Origin of the sequence: Gordonia sp. NPDC062954, assembly GCF_044543825.1 — a bacterium.
GTDB classification, from domain to species: domain Bacteria; phylum Actinomycetota; class Actinomycetes; order Mycobacteriales; family Mycobacteriaceae; genus Gordonia; species Gordonia tangerina.
Window position 1 is genome coordinate 1 of record NZ_JBITWL010000046.1, and the last position, 16136, is coordinate 16136.

At 64.9% G+C, this 16136-nt stretch carries 15 protein-coding genes; 13 read left to right on the forward strand and 2 right to left on the reverse strand.

The genetic code is table 11. From position 1 onward, the window contains the following. Positions 1-419: 419 nt before the first annotated feature. A complete protein-coding gene (locus tag ACIGKQ_RS24560; protein ID WP_005201328.1) occupies positions 420-1028 on the reverse strand; it encodes a TetR family transcriptional regulator in 609 nt (202 codons plus the stop codon). Between the two features lie 249 nt (positions 1029-1277). On the opposite strand from ACIGKQ_RS24560, the gene ACIGKQ_RS24565 reads away from it, so the two are divergent. From ACIGKQ_RS24565 to ACIGKQ_RS24620, 12 genes are all read left to right on the forward strand, one after another. Further along, on the forward strand, positions 1278-3050 hold the full coding sequence (locus ACIGKQ_RS24565; RefSeq protein WP_005201331.1) for a GMC oxidoreductase: 1773 nt from the start codon (positions 1278-1280) through the stop codon (positions 3048-3050). Beyond that, positions 3047-3862 carry an ABC transporter permease gene (locus ACIGKQ_RS24570; RefSeq protein WP_005201333.1) on the forward strand — a complete coding sequence of 272 codons (816 nt, stop codon included), beginning with the start codon at positions 3047-3049 and terminating at the stop codon, positions 3860-3862. Before ACIGKQ_RS24565 ends, ACIGKQ_RS24570 begins: the two co-directional genes overlap by 4 nt. Before the next feature lie 57 nt (positions 3863-3919). Next, positions 3920-4771, forward strand: a complete 852-nt coding sequence (locus tag ACIGKQ_RS24575; RefSeq protein WP_006369842.1) for an ABC transporter permease — start codon at positions 3920-3922, stop codon at positions 4769-4771. Then, positions 4768-5934: an MCE family protein gene (locus ACIGKQ_RS24580; RefSeq protein ID WP_005201337.1), complete on the forward strand. Its 1167-nt coding sequence runs from the start codon at positions 4768-4770 to the stop codon at positions 5932-5934. Before ACIGKQ_RS24575 ends, ACIGKQ_RS24580 begins: the two co-directional genes overlap by 4 nt. Next, positions 5931-6971: an MCE family protein gene (locus ACIGKQ_RS24585; RefSeq protein ID WP_005201339.1), complete on the forward strand. Its 1041-nt coding sequence runs from the start codon at positions 5931-5933 to the stop codon at positions 6969-6971. Before ACIGKQ_RS24580 ends, ACIGKQ_RS24585 begins: the two co-directional genes overlap by 4 nt. Positions 6972-7000: 29 nt before the next feature. Continuing rightward, positions 7001-7990 (forward strand): MCE family protein, encoded by a 990-nt coding sequence (locus ACIGKQ_RS24590; protein WP_005201341.1) that lies wholly within the window; start codon positions 7001-7003, stop codon positions 7988-7990. Then, positions 7987-9105 carry an MCE family protein gene (locus ACIGKQ_RS24595; protein WP_005201342.1) on the forward strand — a complete coding sequence of 373 codons (1119 nt, stop codon included), beginning with the start codon at positions 7987-7989 and terminating at the stop codon, positions 9103-9105. Before ACIGKQ_RS24590 ends, ACIGKQ_RS24595 begins: the two co-directional genes overlap by 4 nt. Next, complete coding sequence (locus tag ACIGKQ_RS24600; RefSeq protein ID WP_006369841.1) at positions 9105-10262, forward strand: MCE family protein; 1158 nt, start codon at positions 9105-9107, stop codon at positions 10260-10262. Before ACIGKQ_RS24595 ends, ACIGKQ_RS24600 begins: the two co-directional genes overlap by 1 nt. Beyond that, positions 10259-11677: an MCE family protein gene (locus ACIGKQ_RS24605; RefSeq protein ID WP_005201346.1), complete on the forward strand. Its 1419-nt coding sequence runs from the start codon at positions 10259-10261 to the stop codon at positions 11675-11677. Before ACIGKQ_RS24600 ends, ACIGKQ_RS24605 begins: the two co-directional genes overlap by 4 nt. Then, complete coding sequence (locus ACIGKQ_RS24610) at positions 11653-12231, forward strand: hypothetical protein (RefSeq protein ID WP_005201349.1); 579 nt, start codon at positions 11653-11655, stop codon at positions 12229-12231. Before ACIGKQ_RS24605 ends, ACIGKQ_RS24610 begins: the two co-directional genes overlap by 25 nt. Before the next feature lie 64 nt (positions 12232-12295). Then, entirely contained in the window at positions 12296-12955 is a 660-nt protein-coding gene (locus tag ACIGKQ_RS24615) for a hypothetical protein (protein WP_005201351.1), read from the forward strand. A gap of 46 nt (positions 12956-13001) precedes the next feature. Next, positions 13002-14714, forward strand: a complete 1713-nt coding sequence (locus tag ACIGKQ_RS24620) for an aldehyde dehydrogenase family protein (protein ID WP_006369840.1) — start codon at positions 13002-13004, stop codon at positions 14712-14714. A 58-nt stretch (positions 14715-14772) separates the two neighbouring features. Here the strand turns inward: ACIGKQ_RS24620 and ACIGKQ_RS24625 are convergent, their stop codons facing one another. Further along, on the reverse strand, positions 14773-15132 hold the full coding sequence (locus tag ACIGKQ_RS24625; RefSeq protein WP_005201355.1) for a hypothetical protein: 360 nt from the start codon (positions 15130-15132) through the stop codon (positions 14773-14775). Positions 15133-15483: 351 nt separating this feature from the next. Here ACIGKQ_RS24625 and ACIGKQ_RS24630 point away from each other — a divergent pair, with 351 nt between their 5' ends. Further along, positions 15484-16029, forward strand: a complete 546-nt coding sequence (locus tag ACIGKQ_RS24630) for a cytochrome ubiquinol oxidase subunit I (protein WP_005201356.1) — start codon at positions 15484-15486, stop codon at positions 16027-16029. The last annotated feature ends 107 nt before the right edge of the window (positions 16030-16136 follow it).

The window sequence follows — 16136 nt, forward strand, 5'->3', positions numbered from 1 at the left end:
AGCCAGCATCGCCTACGCGGCAATTCTCAGCCACACCTCAACGTCTGCCGCCTCGCCGAGGACACCAGCCGGTTCGTTCTAGCCACCGTTATGGCCGCCATGGTGGGGTTCTCGAACAGTCTCGGCGAGGAAGTCGGTCGTTATGGCATCGGAGTCTCACTCGTCTGCCCTTCGGAGGTCAACACCGACTACTTCGAACGGAACGATGCAGACATGGGGTGGTACCCCCGGATGTCGCAGTGGTTTCCGGTTCTGGAGCCCGAAGACGTCGCTCGACGAACTGTCCGGGCGATACGCACCAACCGGCGTGAGGCCATCTTTCCCTGGGAATGGCGCTGGCCACCTGGCTGCACAAGCGATTCCCGAAGATGGGGATCAGTGTTCTCAAAGCGCTCGGCTTGGCTTGTTCCGTCCACGCGTCATCCCGCCGGGGGAGCTGGCGGGCTTGCGAACAAGGCGAGAATGACAGCGTGGATCTGCACGACGGATTCGGCACGCGAACCCCGGAGCTGGAGCAGGTGGCTCACGGTGAGTCGTACGAAGATCTCGGTGATCGACTCCAGCGCGAATTCGTCGAGATCGGGCTTCCGAGAACGGATCTGATCGGCTACCACCTGCGTCGCCCGCCCGAGGACGACCTCTGAGTCGACGGTGACCAGCGACAGGAGTTCGCCGCCCTGGAGTCTGCCCGAGATGATCGACATCAGAAGCTCGTTGTCCTCACCAAGGGTCAGTGTGCGCTCCGCGGCGGCTGTGAGTCCGTCAACGATGTCCTGTTCGTCCGCGATGCCCTCGACGACCCCGTGGAGGAAGCGGTCTGCCTCGCGTGCGATCAGCGATGCCGCAAGCTGATCCCTGGTCCCGACCTCGTTGTAGAGGGTCGTACGGCTGATTCCGACCTCGCGCGCCACCCGGGACATGTTCACCGCGGACCATCCCCGTTCCACCACGAGATCGCGAGCGGAGTCGAGTATGCGATCGCGCAGCAGGTCGCGTACTTCGTCGTGGAAGCTCGGGGGCGTAGCCATGTGTCCATCATGCCCGAATTGGCATGCAGGCCTAAGGCGCCCGCCTGAGTGTTTGACACATTAGGCAATTATGTGTAGAAACAATACAGTTCATCTCACAGTGTCAACACACTGTGTCCGGCCGCACCGCCCCGCTTGGCCAGGACGGACAGAAGCGGCGACCGGCACACGGTCATCACAGGGACGTGTTCCTGTAGAGGCTCAATCAGCCACGTAATACCCACGCCCACAGACGATTGCGAGCATCCAATGAACGCTGAGGCGAGCGAGAAAGACACCGACTACGACGTCCTGGTGATCGGCTCCGGGTTCGGCGGCAGCGTCACCGCCCTTCGCCTGGCAGAGAAGGGCTACCGGGTCGGCGTTCTCGAAGCCGGCCGCAGATTCGACGATGCGGACTTCGCCAAGACCAGCTGGGACGTTCGACGATTCCTGTGGGCGCCGAAGCTGGGTGCGTACGGGATTCAGCGCATCCACCTACTTCGCGACTGTGTCATCTTGGCCGGGGCGGGAGTCGGGGGGGGCTCTCTCAACTACGCCAACACCCTTTACCAGCCGGGATCAGCATTCTTCGGCGATCCGCAGTGGGCGCACATCACAGACTGGGAAGACGAGCTGACGCCCTACTACGACCAGGCGCGTCGCATGCTGGGCGTGGTCACCAACCCGCACATGACGCCTGCCGACGAGATCATCCGGTCGGTGGCCGACGACATGAGTGTCGGCGACACGTTTGTCCAGACTCCGGTCGGGGTGTACTTCGGCGAGCCCGGTCGTACCGTGTCGGATCCCTACTTCGGTGGGGTCGGACCGGATCGCACCGGCTGCATCGAGTGCGGCGAGTGCATGACAGGTTGCCGTCACGGTGCCAAGAACACGCTGCTCAAGAACTACCTCGGGCTCGCCGAACGCGCTGGAGTGGTGGTGAATCCGCTGACCACCGTCACCGACGTGCGTCAGCGACCCGATGGCTCCTGGACAGTCGACACAGTCAAGACCGGTGCCTGGATTCGTAAGCGCGAGAAGGCGTTCACCGCTCACAATGTCGTCTTCGCGGCGGGTACCTGGGGTACCCAGCAGTTGCTGCACAAGCTCAAGGACTCCGGCCGCCTTCCTGAGCTCTCGACGCGACTGGGCGAGTTGACCAGGACCAACTCCGAGTCGATCCTCGGGGCCACCCGTTACCGCGTCGACGAATCCCTCGACCTCACCAAGGGCGTGGCGATCACGTCGTCGTTCTACCCCACGCCGGACACCCACGTCGAACCCGTCCGATACGGCAAGGGCTCCAACGCGATGGGGTTGTTGCAGGCGCCGATGACCGACGGCGACGGACGGTTGCCGCGATGGCTGCGATTCATCGGCGTCGCGCTCCGGGATCCACTCGCCACAGCACGTGTCCTGGCGGTGAAGGGCTGGAGCGAGCGGACCGTGATCGCACTGGTGATGCAAAACCTCGACAACTCGATCACCACTTTCACAAAGCGCGGTCTGTTCGGTCGCCGGCTCACCAGCAAGCAGGGGCACGGCGAGCCCAATCCCACCTGGATCCCCGCGGGCAACGAAGCCACGCGGCGCATCGCCGAGAAGATCGGCGGCACCTCCGCCGGAACGTGGGGCGAGGTGTTCAACGTGCCGATGACCGCACACTTCCTCGGCGGATGCGTGATCGGGGACGATGAGGACAACGGTGTGATCGACCCATATCACCGCGTGTACGGCTATCCGTCGCTGAGTGTGGTCGACGGTTCGGCCGTGTCCGCGAATCTGGGCGTCAACCCGTCGCTGACCATAGCTGCTCAGGCCGAGCGGGCCGCCGCGTTGTGGCCGAACAAGGGGGAGAAGGACCTTCGCCCGATCCAGGGTTCGGGTTATCGGCGCATCGAGCCCACCGAACCCCGGTCGCCGATCGTGCCGGTCTCGGCGCCTGGAGCGCTGCGACTGCCCATCATTCCTGTCCGTCGAGTGGCAGACGAGAAGATCTCGCGGGCCGCAACGCGTGAGAGCTCCGACGCCCGATGAGCGCACTCGCCCCCGAAACAGCGCTCCCGGAACGACGCCAATCGTCAACGCTCGCACCGGTTCTCAAGAAGGCGCGCCACGGTACCGAAATGGTCGGCGACTTCTTCCTCACCTTCTGGGGCATCGTCAAGATGCTCCCACGGCGTCCCTTCCAGTGGCGTGAGCTGGTGGCGCAGGCGTGGTTCATCGCGAGCGTATCGATTGTCCCGACCATGCTGATGTCGATCCCGTTCTGCGTCATGGTGGTGTTCCAGATCAACGTTCTGCTGAACGAGATCGGTGCGATCGACCTGTCCGGTGCGGGCGCGGGTGTGGCCGTCATCCGAGAGATCGGACCCATCGTCACGGTTCTCGTCGTCGCGGGCGCAGGTGCCACCGCGATCTGCGCCGATCTCGGTTCGCGCACCATCCGCGAAGAGATCGACGCCATGAAGGTGCTCGGTATCGACCCGATCCAGCGACTCGCAGTTCCGCGCGTGATCGCCTCCTGCGGCGTCGCGGTGTTCCTGAACGGCCTGGTGACCGCCATCGGCCTGGCCGGGGGATACGTGTACGGCGTCTTCCTCCAAGGTGCCACGCCGGGTCAATACATCACCGCGATCCCGATCCTCACCGGAATTCCCGACCTACTCATCAGCGAGCTCAAGGCCGGCATCTTCGGTCTGCTGGCCGCACTGGTGGCCTGCCATCTCGGCTTCAACGCGGGAGGCGGACCGAAGGGTGTCGGCGACGCCGTGAACCAGACCGTTGTCTTCAGCTTTGTGCTGCTGTTCCTCGCGAACGCGGTCATCACCACGCTCGCACTGCACTGAAGGCCTCGACATGACTGCGCGAACACAAGAGCAGGGACCACGTTGACATCGACTCAGATGCCCACCGAACCGTCGCGGCGACTGACCGACCGGTTGGACGCCGGGAAGGCGCTGAAGCCCGCCGAATCCTTCGGAGAGAAACTGGCGTTCTACGGGGTGGCGCTGCGGGCGGTACCCAAGGCGATGACCCACTATCGTCGCGAGACCTTGCGCCTGCTAGCTGAGGTGTCGCTCGGCGCAGGTGCACTCGCCATCATCGGCGGGACCGTCGTGATCATCGGATTCCTCACGGCTGCAGCCGGATACGAGGTCGGTCAACAGGGATCGAGTTCACTGGGGCGCGTCGGTGTGGAAGCGATGTCGGGCTTCATTTCCGCCTTCTTCAACACCCGCGAAGCGATCCCGGTCATTGCTGGCGTCGCACTCACGGCGACGGTGGGCTCCGGTTTCACTGCGCAACTCGGTGCCATGCGCGTGAGCGAGGAGATCGACGCGCTCGAGGTGATGTCGGTTCAGTCGCTGCCCTATCTGGTGTCGACGCGGATCGCGGCGGGACTCGCCGCTGTGGTGCCGCTGTACGCGATCGCCCTCTTCACCGGGTACGCCGCCACCAAGTTCGTGAGCGTGTTCCTGTCGGACCAGTCGCCGGGCACCTACGACCACTACTTCCGGCTGTTCTTGCAGCCCGGTGACATCGCGATCTCACTGTTGAAGGTGATCGTCATGGCGGTCGCCGTGATGGCGGTGCACTGCTACTACGGCTACAACGCCAGCGGTGGACCGGCCGGGGTCGGCGTCGCTGTCGGCCACGCCGTCCGCACGTCACTGATCATCATCATGATGGTCGACTTCATCGTCGGTATCGCCTTGTACGGCGGCGTCCACGCGACTGTGCGGGTGTCGGGATGATCGAACACTCACGCAGACAACACCTGCTGTACGCGTTCGTCGCCTTCGCCGTGGTGGTGGGCGTCGTCGTGGCTGCGCTGATGTCGTACAACGGCAGGTTCCAGGCCACCGGGTCCATCTACCTGAACGCCCCGCGCACGGGGCTGCTGCTGGTGCCTGGATCGGACGTCAAGCTGTACGGCGTAGTGATCGGTCGTGTCGCATCTGTCGACGTGTACGGCGATCACGCTCGCATCGAGCTGGCGGTGGAGGAAGACCAGCTCGGCGATCTGCCGACGAACGTCCGGGCGGAGATGGAGCCGACCACGCTCTTCGGCCGCAAGTACGTCGCGCTGACGATGCCGGAGCAGCCGGCGGCATCGACGTTGAGCGCCGGTGCCACCATCGACACCTCGCAAACGCCGGTCGAGGTCTACGACACTTTCGAGTTGCTTGTCGGAATTCTCGACCGTGTGGACCCGGCGCGGGTGAATGCAACCCTGACCGCTGTGCAGACCGGCACCGTCGATCGGGGCGAGAAGCTCGGCGAGCTGGTCGACTCGGTGAACACCTACCTCGCGACCTTCAACAAGTCACTGCCAACTCTGCAACGGGATCTCGAGCTCGGTGCGGACAATCTCGACACATTCGCCGGACTGTCACCGGACCTGATGGCCACCGTCCGTCACCTCACCACCACCTCGAAGACGATTGTGGAGAACCAGTCGCAGCTGACTGCGTTCCTGTTGAGCTTCACCGAGTTCGGGAACACCGGCAACCGGTTCATGACTAACGCGGGCACGCCACTGGTGAAGGCCGCCGACGCCCTGGCGCCGCCGGCGCAGGTGCTCGGAGACTACGGACCGATCTACCCGTGCTTCCTGGACGGACTGAACACGAGCCGCAAATATCTCGAGCGGGCGTTCGGCGGAGCGAGACCGGGCCTCGACATCGTCGGCACCCTGCTCATCGGCGACCCGCCATACCGACCGGGCATCGACGCGCCCGAACACACGGCAGGAACGGCGGGACCGAGCTGCTACGGCTACCCGCGCGCACCCGGCGAAAAGGGGCCGGGGCACGTCGACTTCGACGACGGCAGTCACGCGTACCGCGATGTGAAGTCGATCGAAGACGTCATCGGAAACCCGTTCGCCTCGATGATCTACGGAATGACGAAATGACAATCACCGGACCGGCCATCAAGCTGGGGATCTTTCTCGCTGTCAGCTCGCTGATCACCTCGGCTCTGTTCGTGATCGTCGGCGACCTGCGTTTCGGTCCGACAACGGTTTTCCGCGCTCAGTTCATGTCCGCATCCGGCCTGCGGACCGGCGACGACGTCAAGGTGGCCGGTGTGGTGGTCGGGAAGGTCACCGATGTGGACATCGTGGACTCCGGTGCGGCTGCGCAGACGGGTCTGGGAGCAGAGGTCCGTATGGACGTCGACTCCCACATCCCGGTGACGACCACCACCAACGCCTACATCAGGTACAAGAACCTGATCGGTGATCGGTACCTCGAGCTGAAGACCGACCCCGGAGACGTGGGTAGGAGGCGGTCAGCCGACAGCGTGATCCCGGTATCGCAGACCAAGCCGGCTCTCGACATGGATGCACTCGTCAACGGGTTCAAACCCCTACTGACCGGGGTGAATCCAGAGCAGACCAACAAGCTGTCCGCTGCGCTGGTCTCGGTACTCAACGGCCGCACAGCCGATATCAGCGATCTGATCACCCAAATGGGTGAACTCGGCGAAACCATCGCCGATCGCGACGCGACGATCGGATCGGTGGTCACCGATCTGAACACCGTGCTCGTAACGGTAGCGGATCGCCGGGAGGCCTTCGGCAGCGTCGTCGTCCAGTTGCAGGAGCTGGTCTCCGAGCTTGCCGGTGATCGCCGGCTGATCGCCGACGGCCTCACGAACATCGCGGGCGCGACCACCGAGCTCGACGAGCTGCTGTCCCGAGCCCGCCCCGATCTCACCTCCGACATCGAGCATCTGCGCGGTCTGGCCCAGAACCTGAACAGCAACACTTCAACGATCAACATGCTGCTCGCGAAGATGCCGGAGGCCTATCGGCTTCTGGGCAGGTCGTCGGGCTACGGCAGTTTTGTGAACTTCTTCGTGTGCGGCCTCGCGATCCGCTATCCGACGCTCGACGGCGGACATGCGGACACACCGATGGTCCAAGTCCCAGCTCGGCGCTGTAAGTGAGGGAGACAACCAGATGAGGTCAAAACATCATGAGATCTGACGACTCCCGCCGTCGAATCCGGGCCGGTCTAATCGGAATCGGCGCGATACTCGCGGTTCTCGCGCTCGCGTTCAACTACCGCTCGATTCCGTTCCTGCCCGGCGTGACCGTCGTGGTCGCCGAGTTCTCCGACGCCAGTGGCCTGAATCCCGACGACGAAGTGCACATCGCCGGCGTGGCCGCGGGGAGTGTGCAGTCGATCGAGCTCGCCGAGGACCACGTCGACGTGACGATGCGGCTCACCGACGGCTGGGAGAAGCTCGGTTCCGAGACCACGGCCTCGATCAAGGTCGAGACCGCGCTCGGGCGTCGCTTCGTCCAACTCACGACCGCCGGCCCCGGCGAGCTCGGCGACCGAATCCCGGTGTCGCGGACAAGTTCCGGCTTCGACCTCACCGAGTCACTCGACCAGCTCACCGAGACCGTCGGAGACACCGACAAGAAGAGCGTCGTCGACGCGGTCGAGAGCCTCGACAAGGTCATGAACGATCTCCCGTCCGACATCGGCGGCTCCCTGGAGAACGTCGCCGCTGCGGCACGGACGGTGTCGTCGCGCGATGCCGGAATCCGGACGCTTCTGCAGAAGGCCGATTCGGTTTCCGACGTGCTGGCCGAGCGAAAGGGCAACATCACCAGGCTCATCGACGACGGGTCGGTGCTGTTCGAGACCCTCGTCGATCGGGCCGAGGTGATCCGCAGGCTGCTCACCAGCCTGCGCGCAGTATCCACCGAGATAGAGACGTTCGTCCATGACACCGGATCGTCCACCCCACAGATGCTCGAGGAGGTCCGTCAGGTGACGGCCACGCTCAACGCCAACTACGCCAACCTCGAAAAGTCGATCAAGGGGATGCGCACATTCGTCATGCAATTCGCCGACGTCCTGGGCAGCGGACCGTTCTTCTCAGTACTGCTCCAGAACATCACGCCGGCCAATCTCCGCGGCCAGCAGCCGGGCAGTCCGGGAGGCGGGCGATGAGCACGTCATCAGCCGTCAACCGACTCGGCGGGCCCGCGGTCATCGCCCTCGTCATCGTCGCCATGGTGGCCGTGACCGCGGCGAAGGTATGGGAGAGCACGCACACCTCACGGGCCACAATCTGGTTCACGGACGGCACCGGGCTGTTCGTCGGCGATCCGGTCAAGATGCGCGGCGTCACCATCGGCACTGTCGAAGCAGTGGAGGCCACACCGGCGAAGGTTCGCGTCGAGGTCTCGTACGACGACTCGGCGTACGTGGACTCCGAGGCACGGGCGGCGATCGTGGCGCCGACCCTCGTCTCCGGTCGGTATGTTCAGTTCGTCAACCCGGTCAAGCGATCGCCGGCTGGTGCGCTGGAAGACGATGCCGTGGTGGAGGTCGGCCGGACCGCGGTCCCGGTCGGGTACGACGAGATCAAGAAGCAGGTGACCGACCTCGCGCACCAACTCGGACCTTCCACCGGCGATGAGAAGGGGGCGCTCAGCCGACTCATCGACACCTCGGCCGGTGCGCTCGACACCAGCGGCGGCTCACTCCGGAAGTCGGTCGATGCGCTCTCCGACGCGATGAGGACGCTCTCCGCGGCCGGCCCCGACCTGTTCAGCACAGTCCGCAATCTCCAGCAGGTCGTCACCGCGCTGCGCACCGCCGACCAGCAGATCGTCGGTTTCGCCTCGCAACTCGACGACGCGTCGGCCGTGCTCGACGACAATCGGACGCAACTCGATGCCGCGATCCGTGCCCTCAACTCGATGGCCCCACGCCTGCGCGACTACTTGAAGCAGAACCAGGGTGCGCTAAGCCGTGACGTCAAGGACCTCACCAGGGTGTCCCGACTGCTCGTCGACAGGCAGGACGATCTGGCTCAGATCCTGCACACGGCGCCGACCGCGCTGTCGAACCTCTACAACATCTACGACCCGGACTCGAACTCACTGACGGCCGGTCTCGCGGTGGCCGACTTCCCGGATCCGGTGTCGCTCATCTGTGCACTGCTGACAACCGTGGACGCTCCCAAGTCGGAATGCCAGAAGGCCGAGACCACCCTGACCCGGGTCATCACGTCCGAGATGGCACGCTCGACCGGTCGCCCCGAGGAGGGAGGACGCTGATGGGACACAAGCGCTTTCACGTCGGCGCGGGACTGATCGCGGCGGCCGTCGCGATGTCGACGGTGGCGGGCTGTCGGTTCGACGGCGCCAACTCGTTGTCACTGCCAGGCGACGCCGTCTCCGGTGACAGCTACAGCATCACCGTCCAGTTAGCCGACGTGCAGAACCTGGTGTCGAACTCCCTGGTCAAGCTCGACAACGCGAATGTCGGGCAGATCCGGTCCATCACAGTGCGCGAGTCGTTCGCCGAAGTGGACGTGGAGCTCTCCGAGGGAGTGGAGATCCCGAACGGTTCGACCGTGAAGCTGGCACAGACCTCGGTGCTGGGCGCGCAGTACCTGGAGTTCATTCCTCCCGCGGAGCAGACGCCGGGCAAGCTGTTGCCCGGCGACACACTCGATGTCAACAGCTCCGCAGCCTATCCGTCGACCGAGTCGGTGCTGGCGGCCTTGTCGCTGATCCTCAACGGCAGTGGCCTCGAACAGCTCCGGTCGATCATGACCGAGCTCAACGACGCCACCGATGGCCGCACAGCCGCTGCCAACCGAGCGATATCTCAACTCAAGACCTTCGTCTCCGGACTACACAAGCAACGTGATGACATCGGCCGCGCCATCGATTCGCTCGGCAAGCTCAGCGCCACGCTGGCCGATCAGAGTTCGACCGTGGCGGAGGGCATCGACAACCTGGAACCCGCCCTGACCGTGCTGGCGGACCAACGCGAGGAGCTGGTCACGATGCTCGATCGCGTAGGAGTGTTCGGCGCAAAGGTGGGCAGCGTGATCGCACGCAGCAACGCCGATCTGAACTCCATTGCCGCGGAACTCCGTCCCGCACTGAAGGGGCTCGAGGAGTCCGGCGACGACCTGGTCGGCTCGCTCATCGTCGGGCTCACCGTTCCGTTCCCGGTGACCGTCATCGACAAGGGAATGAAGGGTGACTACCAGAACCTCTTCCTGACCCTCGACCTGTCGGTGGGCGCCATACGCGACAAGGTGCTCGGCAGTATTCCCAAGGTGGCCCTGGCCAGGATGGCGACCTCGCGGCAAGCCGCGGACCCACTCCGCGCTCCATTCGGACTGCGCACCCCCACAACGGATCACAGCCCATCGAAAAAGACCTCACCGCAGCCCGCCGGGATGGGGGGCCCCCGATGAAACTCACCAGACTGGTGCGATGGCAGCTCGTCGTATTCGCTGTCCTCACCGTGGTCAGCGTAGTCTACGGGACTGTCACCTACGTCGGCATCGGTCGGGTCACCGGCATCGGATCGTATCGCGTGGTCGCCGAGTTCGACACCGCCGGCGGCATTTACGAGACCGGACTGGTGACCTATCGAGGTGTAACCGTGGGACGGGTGGATTCGGTAGACGTCGATCTGGCCGACTTGTCGGCGCCGGTTCGCATCACCCTGCGCATCGATTCGGACAACACGATCCCGCGAAACAGTGCGGCGCACATCAGGAGTCAGTCTGCGGTCGGGGAACAATACGTGGATCTGATTCCCCGCGACAACGGCGGGCCCGCGCTGACGGACGGAGACGTGTTGTCGGCCAAGGGCAATGAGGCGCCCACGCCCACCAAAGACGTCCTGGAGAGGACCATGAACCTCGTTGCGACGATCTCGCCCCAGAATCTGGAGACGACCGTCGACGAGGTGTCCGACGGGCTAGGACAGACCGGTGATCGCCTGGCTCGGTTGATCGACGCATCACAGCGGCTGCTCGAGTTGGCGCAGATCGATATCGGCCCCACCACCCGGCTGATCGACGACGCCGAACCGCTGTTGACCACTGGCAACCGGGTGGCCGCCGACCTGACCTCTGCGGTGGCGAACCTCGCGTCGTTCACCGATCAGCTCGCGCTGAGCGATGAACACTTGCGGACTCTGCTGACCCAGACCCCGTCGGCAGCCGACCAGGTGTCGGCCACCCTGACCGAGCTGACGCCTACGCTGCCGACGCTGCTCGCCGACCTCCAGTCCGTGGGACAGGTGCTGCGCGTCAACGTCCCCAACCTCCGGCACATCCTGACCGTCTATCCGGCGTTCACGTCGGGAACCCTGAACTCGGTCGACGGCTACGCGCTCGGCCAGAGTCCGCAGGCTCCACTCGACATCAAGCTCGGAAACACGCTGAACCCGCCCCCGTGCACCGAGGGATATGGCGGCAGCCGACGTCGTGACGCATCGGACATGCGGACTGTGCCGGTGGTTCCGGACCAGTACTGCGACGCGCGCCCCGACAACCCGAAGGTGGCGCGTGGCGCCCGGAACGTCCCGTGCGCGACCGACCCCCGCGTGAGGACTCCCTTAGTGGCCGATTGCCCCGGGGGACTTCCGTCCACGTGGCCGGAGATGTTGTCGCGTCCGCACTCTATGGGCGACGCCGGCGGTGACCCAGGGGCGAAGAGGGTGCCGAAGCGCTTACGTACAGCGTCGAAGCCGGTGCCGTATTCGGAGACCACCGGAAGGTTCCGAGGGCCCGACGGGGTGACGTACTTCGTGGGAACACCCACCAACTCAGCTTCGGCGAAAGGAAAGGCGACATGGCAGTCGTTACTGATCAAGTAGAGGCCACCGGTCCGGAAGTCGACGACGACGCGGTCGGCCCGGAGAGCGCCGGCGAAGGGGCGGGCACTGCTCCACTCCGGTCCGTGGTCACCGTGTGGGCGCTGGTGGCGGCCCTCGTGGCGGTGCTCGCGCTGCTCGGCGTGAAGGGCACCGATCTCTATCAGGCCAAGCAGGACGAGAAGCGGAACTCTGAGGTACTCGACGTCACCCGCGAGGTGGTCGCCGGACTCGTCAGCCTCGACTACCGCCGGTCGAAGGCCGACCTGGATCGGATCAAGTCCGTCGCCACCGGATCCTTTCAGCAGCAGTTTGAACAGCTGGCGACGTCGTTCGAGCAGGTCCTTTCCTCCGGCGAGGTCCTCTCGACTGGATCGGTCAAGGAGGCGGGGATCATCACCGCCGACGACGACGCCGCGCAGGTCCTGGCCGCGGTCAGCTCGATCGTCAAGAACACCGAGGCACCCGACGGGCAGCAACGCGTCTATCGGATGAAGGTGGATCTGACGGCCGCCGACCATGCGTGGAAGGTCAGCAACGTGGAGTTCGTGTCATGAACGCGGGGAGCGCGGACCAAGAGGCGTCGACCGACGCGAAGGCGGCAGAACCGAGGAGGAAGCCATGAACAAGGTTGTGGAGCAAGATATCTCATCCGAGTTCGCCGAGGCGGAGGTGGATCGCGACGTCGACACCGACGCGGCGCCTACCGACGGCGCCGAGAAGCAGGACAAGGTGCGCGGCGGTCATGTCAAACGACTCGGCCCCGTCGTTGTGAGCTGGCCCGCCAGACTTTCGACAAAGGCGCGTAACGGGTTGGTCAGGGTGCTGGCGGCACTCGTGATCGCCGGCGCCGGTGGACTCGGCTACGTGTGGTTCGCGACGAGCGCGGCGACGACGGAGGCATCGGCGGGGCAGTCCGCGCTTGCATCGGCACGTACCGACATCCCCAAACTGCTCAGTTATGACTACCGAACAGTCGACACCGCGCTGCCCGAAGCTGCCGAGACCATGCTGACCGGCAGGTTCCTCGACGAATACACCCAACTGGGCGAATCAGTTATTCAACCTGCTGCCAAGAAGGAGCAGATCGTCACGAACGCCGAGGTGGTCGACGCCGCACTCGTCGCGTCGGACGCCGATCACGCAACCGTCCTGCTCTTCGTCAACCAGACGACGTCCAAGAAGGACGCTGAGGGGCCGCGACTCGACGGCAGCCGCATTCGCGTCCAGATGGCCAAGGACGGCGATCGCTGGAAGATCTCCGAATTCACACCGGTGTAGCCGCGGAAACCCTGAGCCATCCACACCACACCATGGAGAACAACTCATGACTCTCACCACCGATTTCACCACAGTCGCGGAGCTCGACAGTGCGCTGCTACGACTCAGCGCAGGCGAGCGCCGGTGGGCAGACCTCCCGCTGACCCGGCGCGCCGACCTTCTGCAACAGGTGGCGCACCAGGCGGCCGAGCAGGCATCGGATTGGGTTGAGGCCGCGTGCCGTGCGAAGCGGATCTCGCCCTCATCGCCGCTCGCAGGCGAAGAATGGCTGTCGGGGCCGTACCCGGTCATCACGAACGCTGCCACGCTGGCCCGTTCTCTGCGCGACCTGAGCTGCGGCGACAGTCCCATCGCCCACGTACCGACTTCCGTCGCTCCCGGCGGTCGTGTTGCGCTCGACGTCTTTCCCCATCAGATCTGGGATCGGCTACTGCTGTCGGGCGTCTCGGCCAAGGTCTGGCTGAAGCCGGGGGTGAGTGTCACCCAGGCGCGGTCGGCGGCGGGATTGGCGCAACTCGACCCCGCGACGACGCACGGCATGTCAGTCGTCCTCGGCGCCGGCAACATCACCTCGATCGCCGTGCTGGACACCCTGTACGAGCTGATCGCGCACAATCGCGTCGTGATCCTCAAACTGAACCCCGTCTTGGGCGAGATGTTCGACGCGATCAACGCCGTCCTGCGACCCCTGTCCGAGCGCGGCTTCGTGGAGGTCGTCAGGGGCGGTGTCGAGGTCGGCTCGTATCTCGTCGATCACCCGAATGTGGCGCATGTCCACATCACCGGAAGCTCGGCAAGTCACGACGCCATCGTCTTCGGCACCGGCCCGGAAGGCGAGGCCCGTCGCCGGGCCGGCGTACCGAAGCTCGGCAAGACCATCACCAGTGAACTCGGCGGCGTATCACCCACCGTCGTCGTCCCCACCGGGTGGTCGGCCAAGGACATCCGTTTCCAGGCGGAGCACCTGGCCACCCAGCGTCTGCACAACGGCGGCTACAACTGCATCGCCGCCCAGGTTGCCGTGATCCCGTCCGAGTGGTCCAAGAAAGGGGAGTTCCTCCGGGAACTCCGCGACCAGATCGACAAGGCTCCCGCGCGGCCAGCCTATTACCCCGGAAGCGACCAACGGGTCGCCGCGGCAGCCGACCGGCACGCCACGGCCAACGCACGCGAGAACGGCCGGCTGCTGATCGAGGGGCTCTCACCGGACCAGGTGGCCGAGGCCTTCACCGTGGAGTACTTCTCGCCCGTGCTGGCCGTCGTGGAGATCCCCGGAGACGGGATTGCCTACCTCCGGGCAGCGAGCCGCTTCGTCAATGAGCGGCTCGAGGGCACTCTCGGCGCCAACGTCTTGGTGCACCCGAGATACCGCCGCAAGCTCGGTCGAGAGTTCGAGTGGTTCGTGGAATCGCTCCGCTACGGCACGATTGCGATCAACGCGTGGACGGGGGTCGGTTATCTCACCGCAGCAGCACCATGGGGCGGCTTTCCCGGTGCGACCCTCGTCGATGTCGAGAGCGGAATCGGATTGGTACACAACGCATCACTGGTGGACGACACAGAGCGCACGGTCGTGACCGGCCCGTTCCGCCCGCTGAGCCGATCTCTGATCACCGGCCAGCTGTCGATCACGCCGAAGCCGGCGTGGTTCGTCAGGAACACGCATGCGCACCATGTAGGCCGAAAGATGGTTGCATTCGCGGCAGATCCGAAGGCCACCCGGCTGCCGTCGCTCTTTGCGTCCGCCTTACGCGGCTGACGCACCGCGCGCAGCGAGGTGCCCCGTCACGAAGCGTACGGGGTGTGGTGCGTCCACCTCAGGCCGGCTCGAGCGCCCGCTTGGCCTTCTCCAACGCGGCGAGCGTGCGCAACACGGAGTCGCGCTTCGCGGTCAGGTCGGACACCTTGGCCTTGCCACTCAAGCCGCCATCCTTCTGCGCGACCTGCAGACGTTCCTCGATCTCGGTGAGCTGCGCCAGGAGGCTCTGCGCCCGGCTCATGAGCTCGGCGCGGTCGGGTCGTGAGACGTTCGCCGGCCCGGCGACGCCGGACCTGACATTCTGCGGCTTGGTGGCCACCGCCTTCCCGCCTGCCTTCGTGGGCAGTCGTCGTCGCGGTTCGACGCTTCGCCGCCGGGAAGCAGCAGGGGGAGTCTGCGTGCGCGTCTGGTTGAGCACCGTCCGCGCCTCTCGCCGCGGAACTCCGCGATTTCGTCGGTGGACGAGCACCACACGCAAACACTCGAAGTGGTTTCGGTCACGAACGCATCGGCAGCAGCGGGATTCACGGGGAAAAGAGTACGAAACAAAGTTTTTCACCCGGAAATCGGGTTTCCGGTACACCGTATCCCGCCGCTGACTTGACCCGCCGGACCGTCCCCGACGCGCTGTTCATCGTCGTCGAGCAACTCGGACCCACCCTCGTCGTTGCGGACACGAGCTCGAGCCGGCGGCGGGGCAGTGGCGTTTACCGGCCACCCCCGGCGGGAACCTCATCTGCGTGCGATTACCTTCGGTACAGATGACGACGTGTCGGGCTGGAACAACCGGCCCTGCTCGACGGTGACGACCGTGTACCTGGCCGAGGCATTGCTGGTTGTGGCGGAGGGTCAGCAACCTCCGGGTCTGATGCCGGCCCGGCAGCAGATGGCGGTGTCCCTGGGCTGGCACATCGTCCTTGCGTGTTTCGGGGTGGCGTTCCCGACGATGATCTTCGTGATGCGCCGTCGCGGCATCGTGCGCGACGGCCCTGTCGCAATGGGACTGGCCCGACGGTGGGCCAAGGTGTCGGCAGTGCTGTTCGCGATCGGCGCGGTCTCGGGCACGATCCTCAGCTTCGAGATGGGTCTGCTGTGGCCCGGTTTGATGGGCCGGTTCGGTGACGTGCTGGGATTGCCATTCGCGTTCGAAGGGCTGTCGTTCTTCGTCGAGGCGATCTTCCTCGGGATCTACCTCTACGGCTGGGACCGCATGCCGCCTCGACGCCATCTGCTGATGCTGATTCCGATGGGCATCGCCGGGGTCGTCGGGACGTTCTGCGTGGTCTCGGTCAATGAGGTTCCCCCCGAACCGTAGAGGCATCGATAGTGAGGAGCACGATGCCAGAGAAGCGGAAGAAGTACGACCGGGAGTTTCGTGATGGGGCGGTCCGGATCGTCGAGGAGACAGGTAAGCCGATCGCC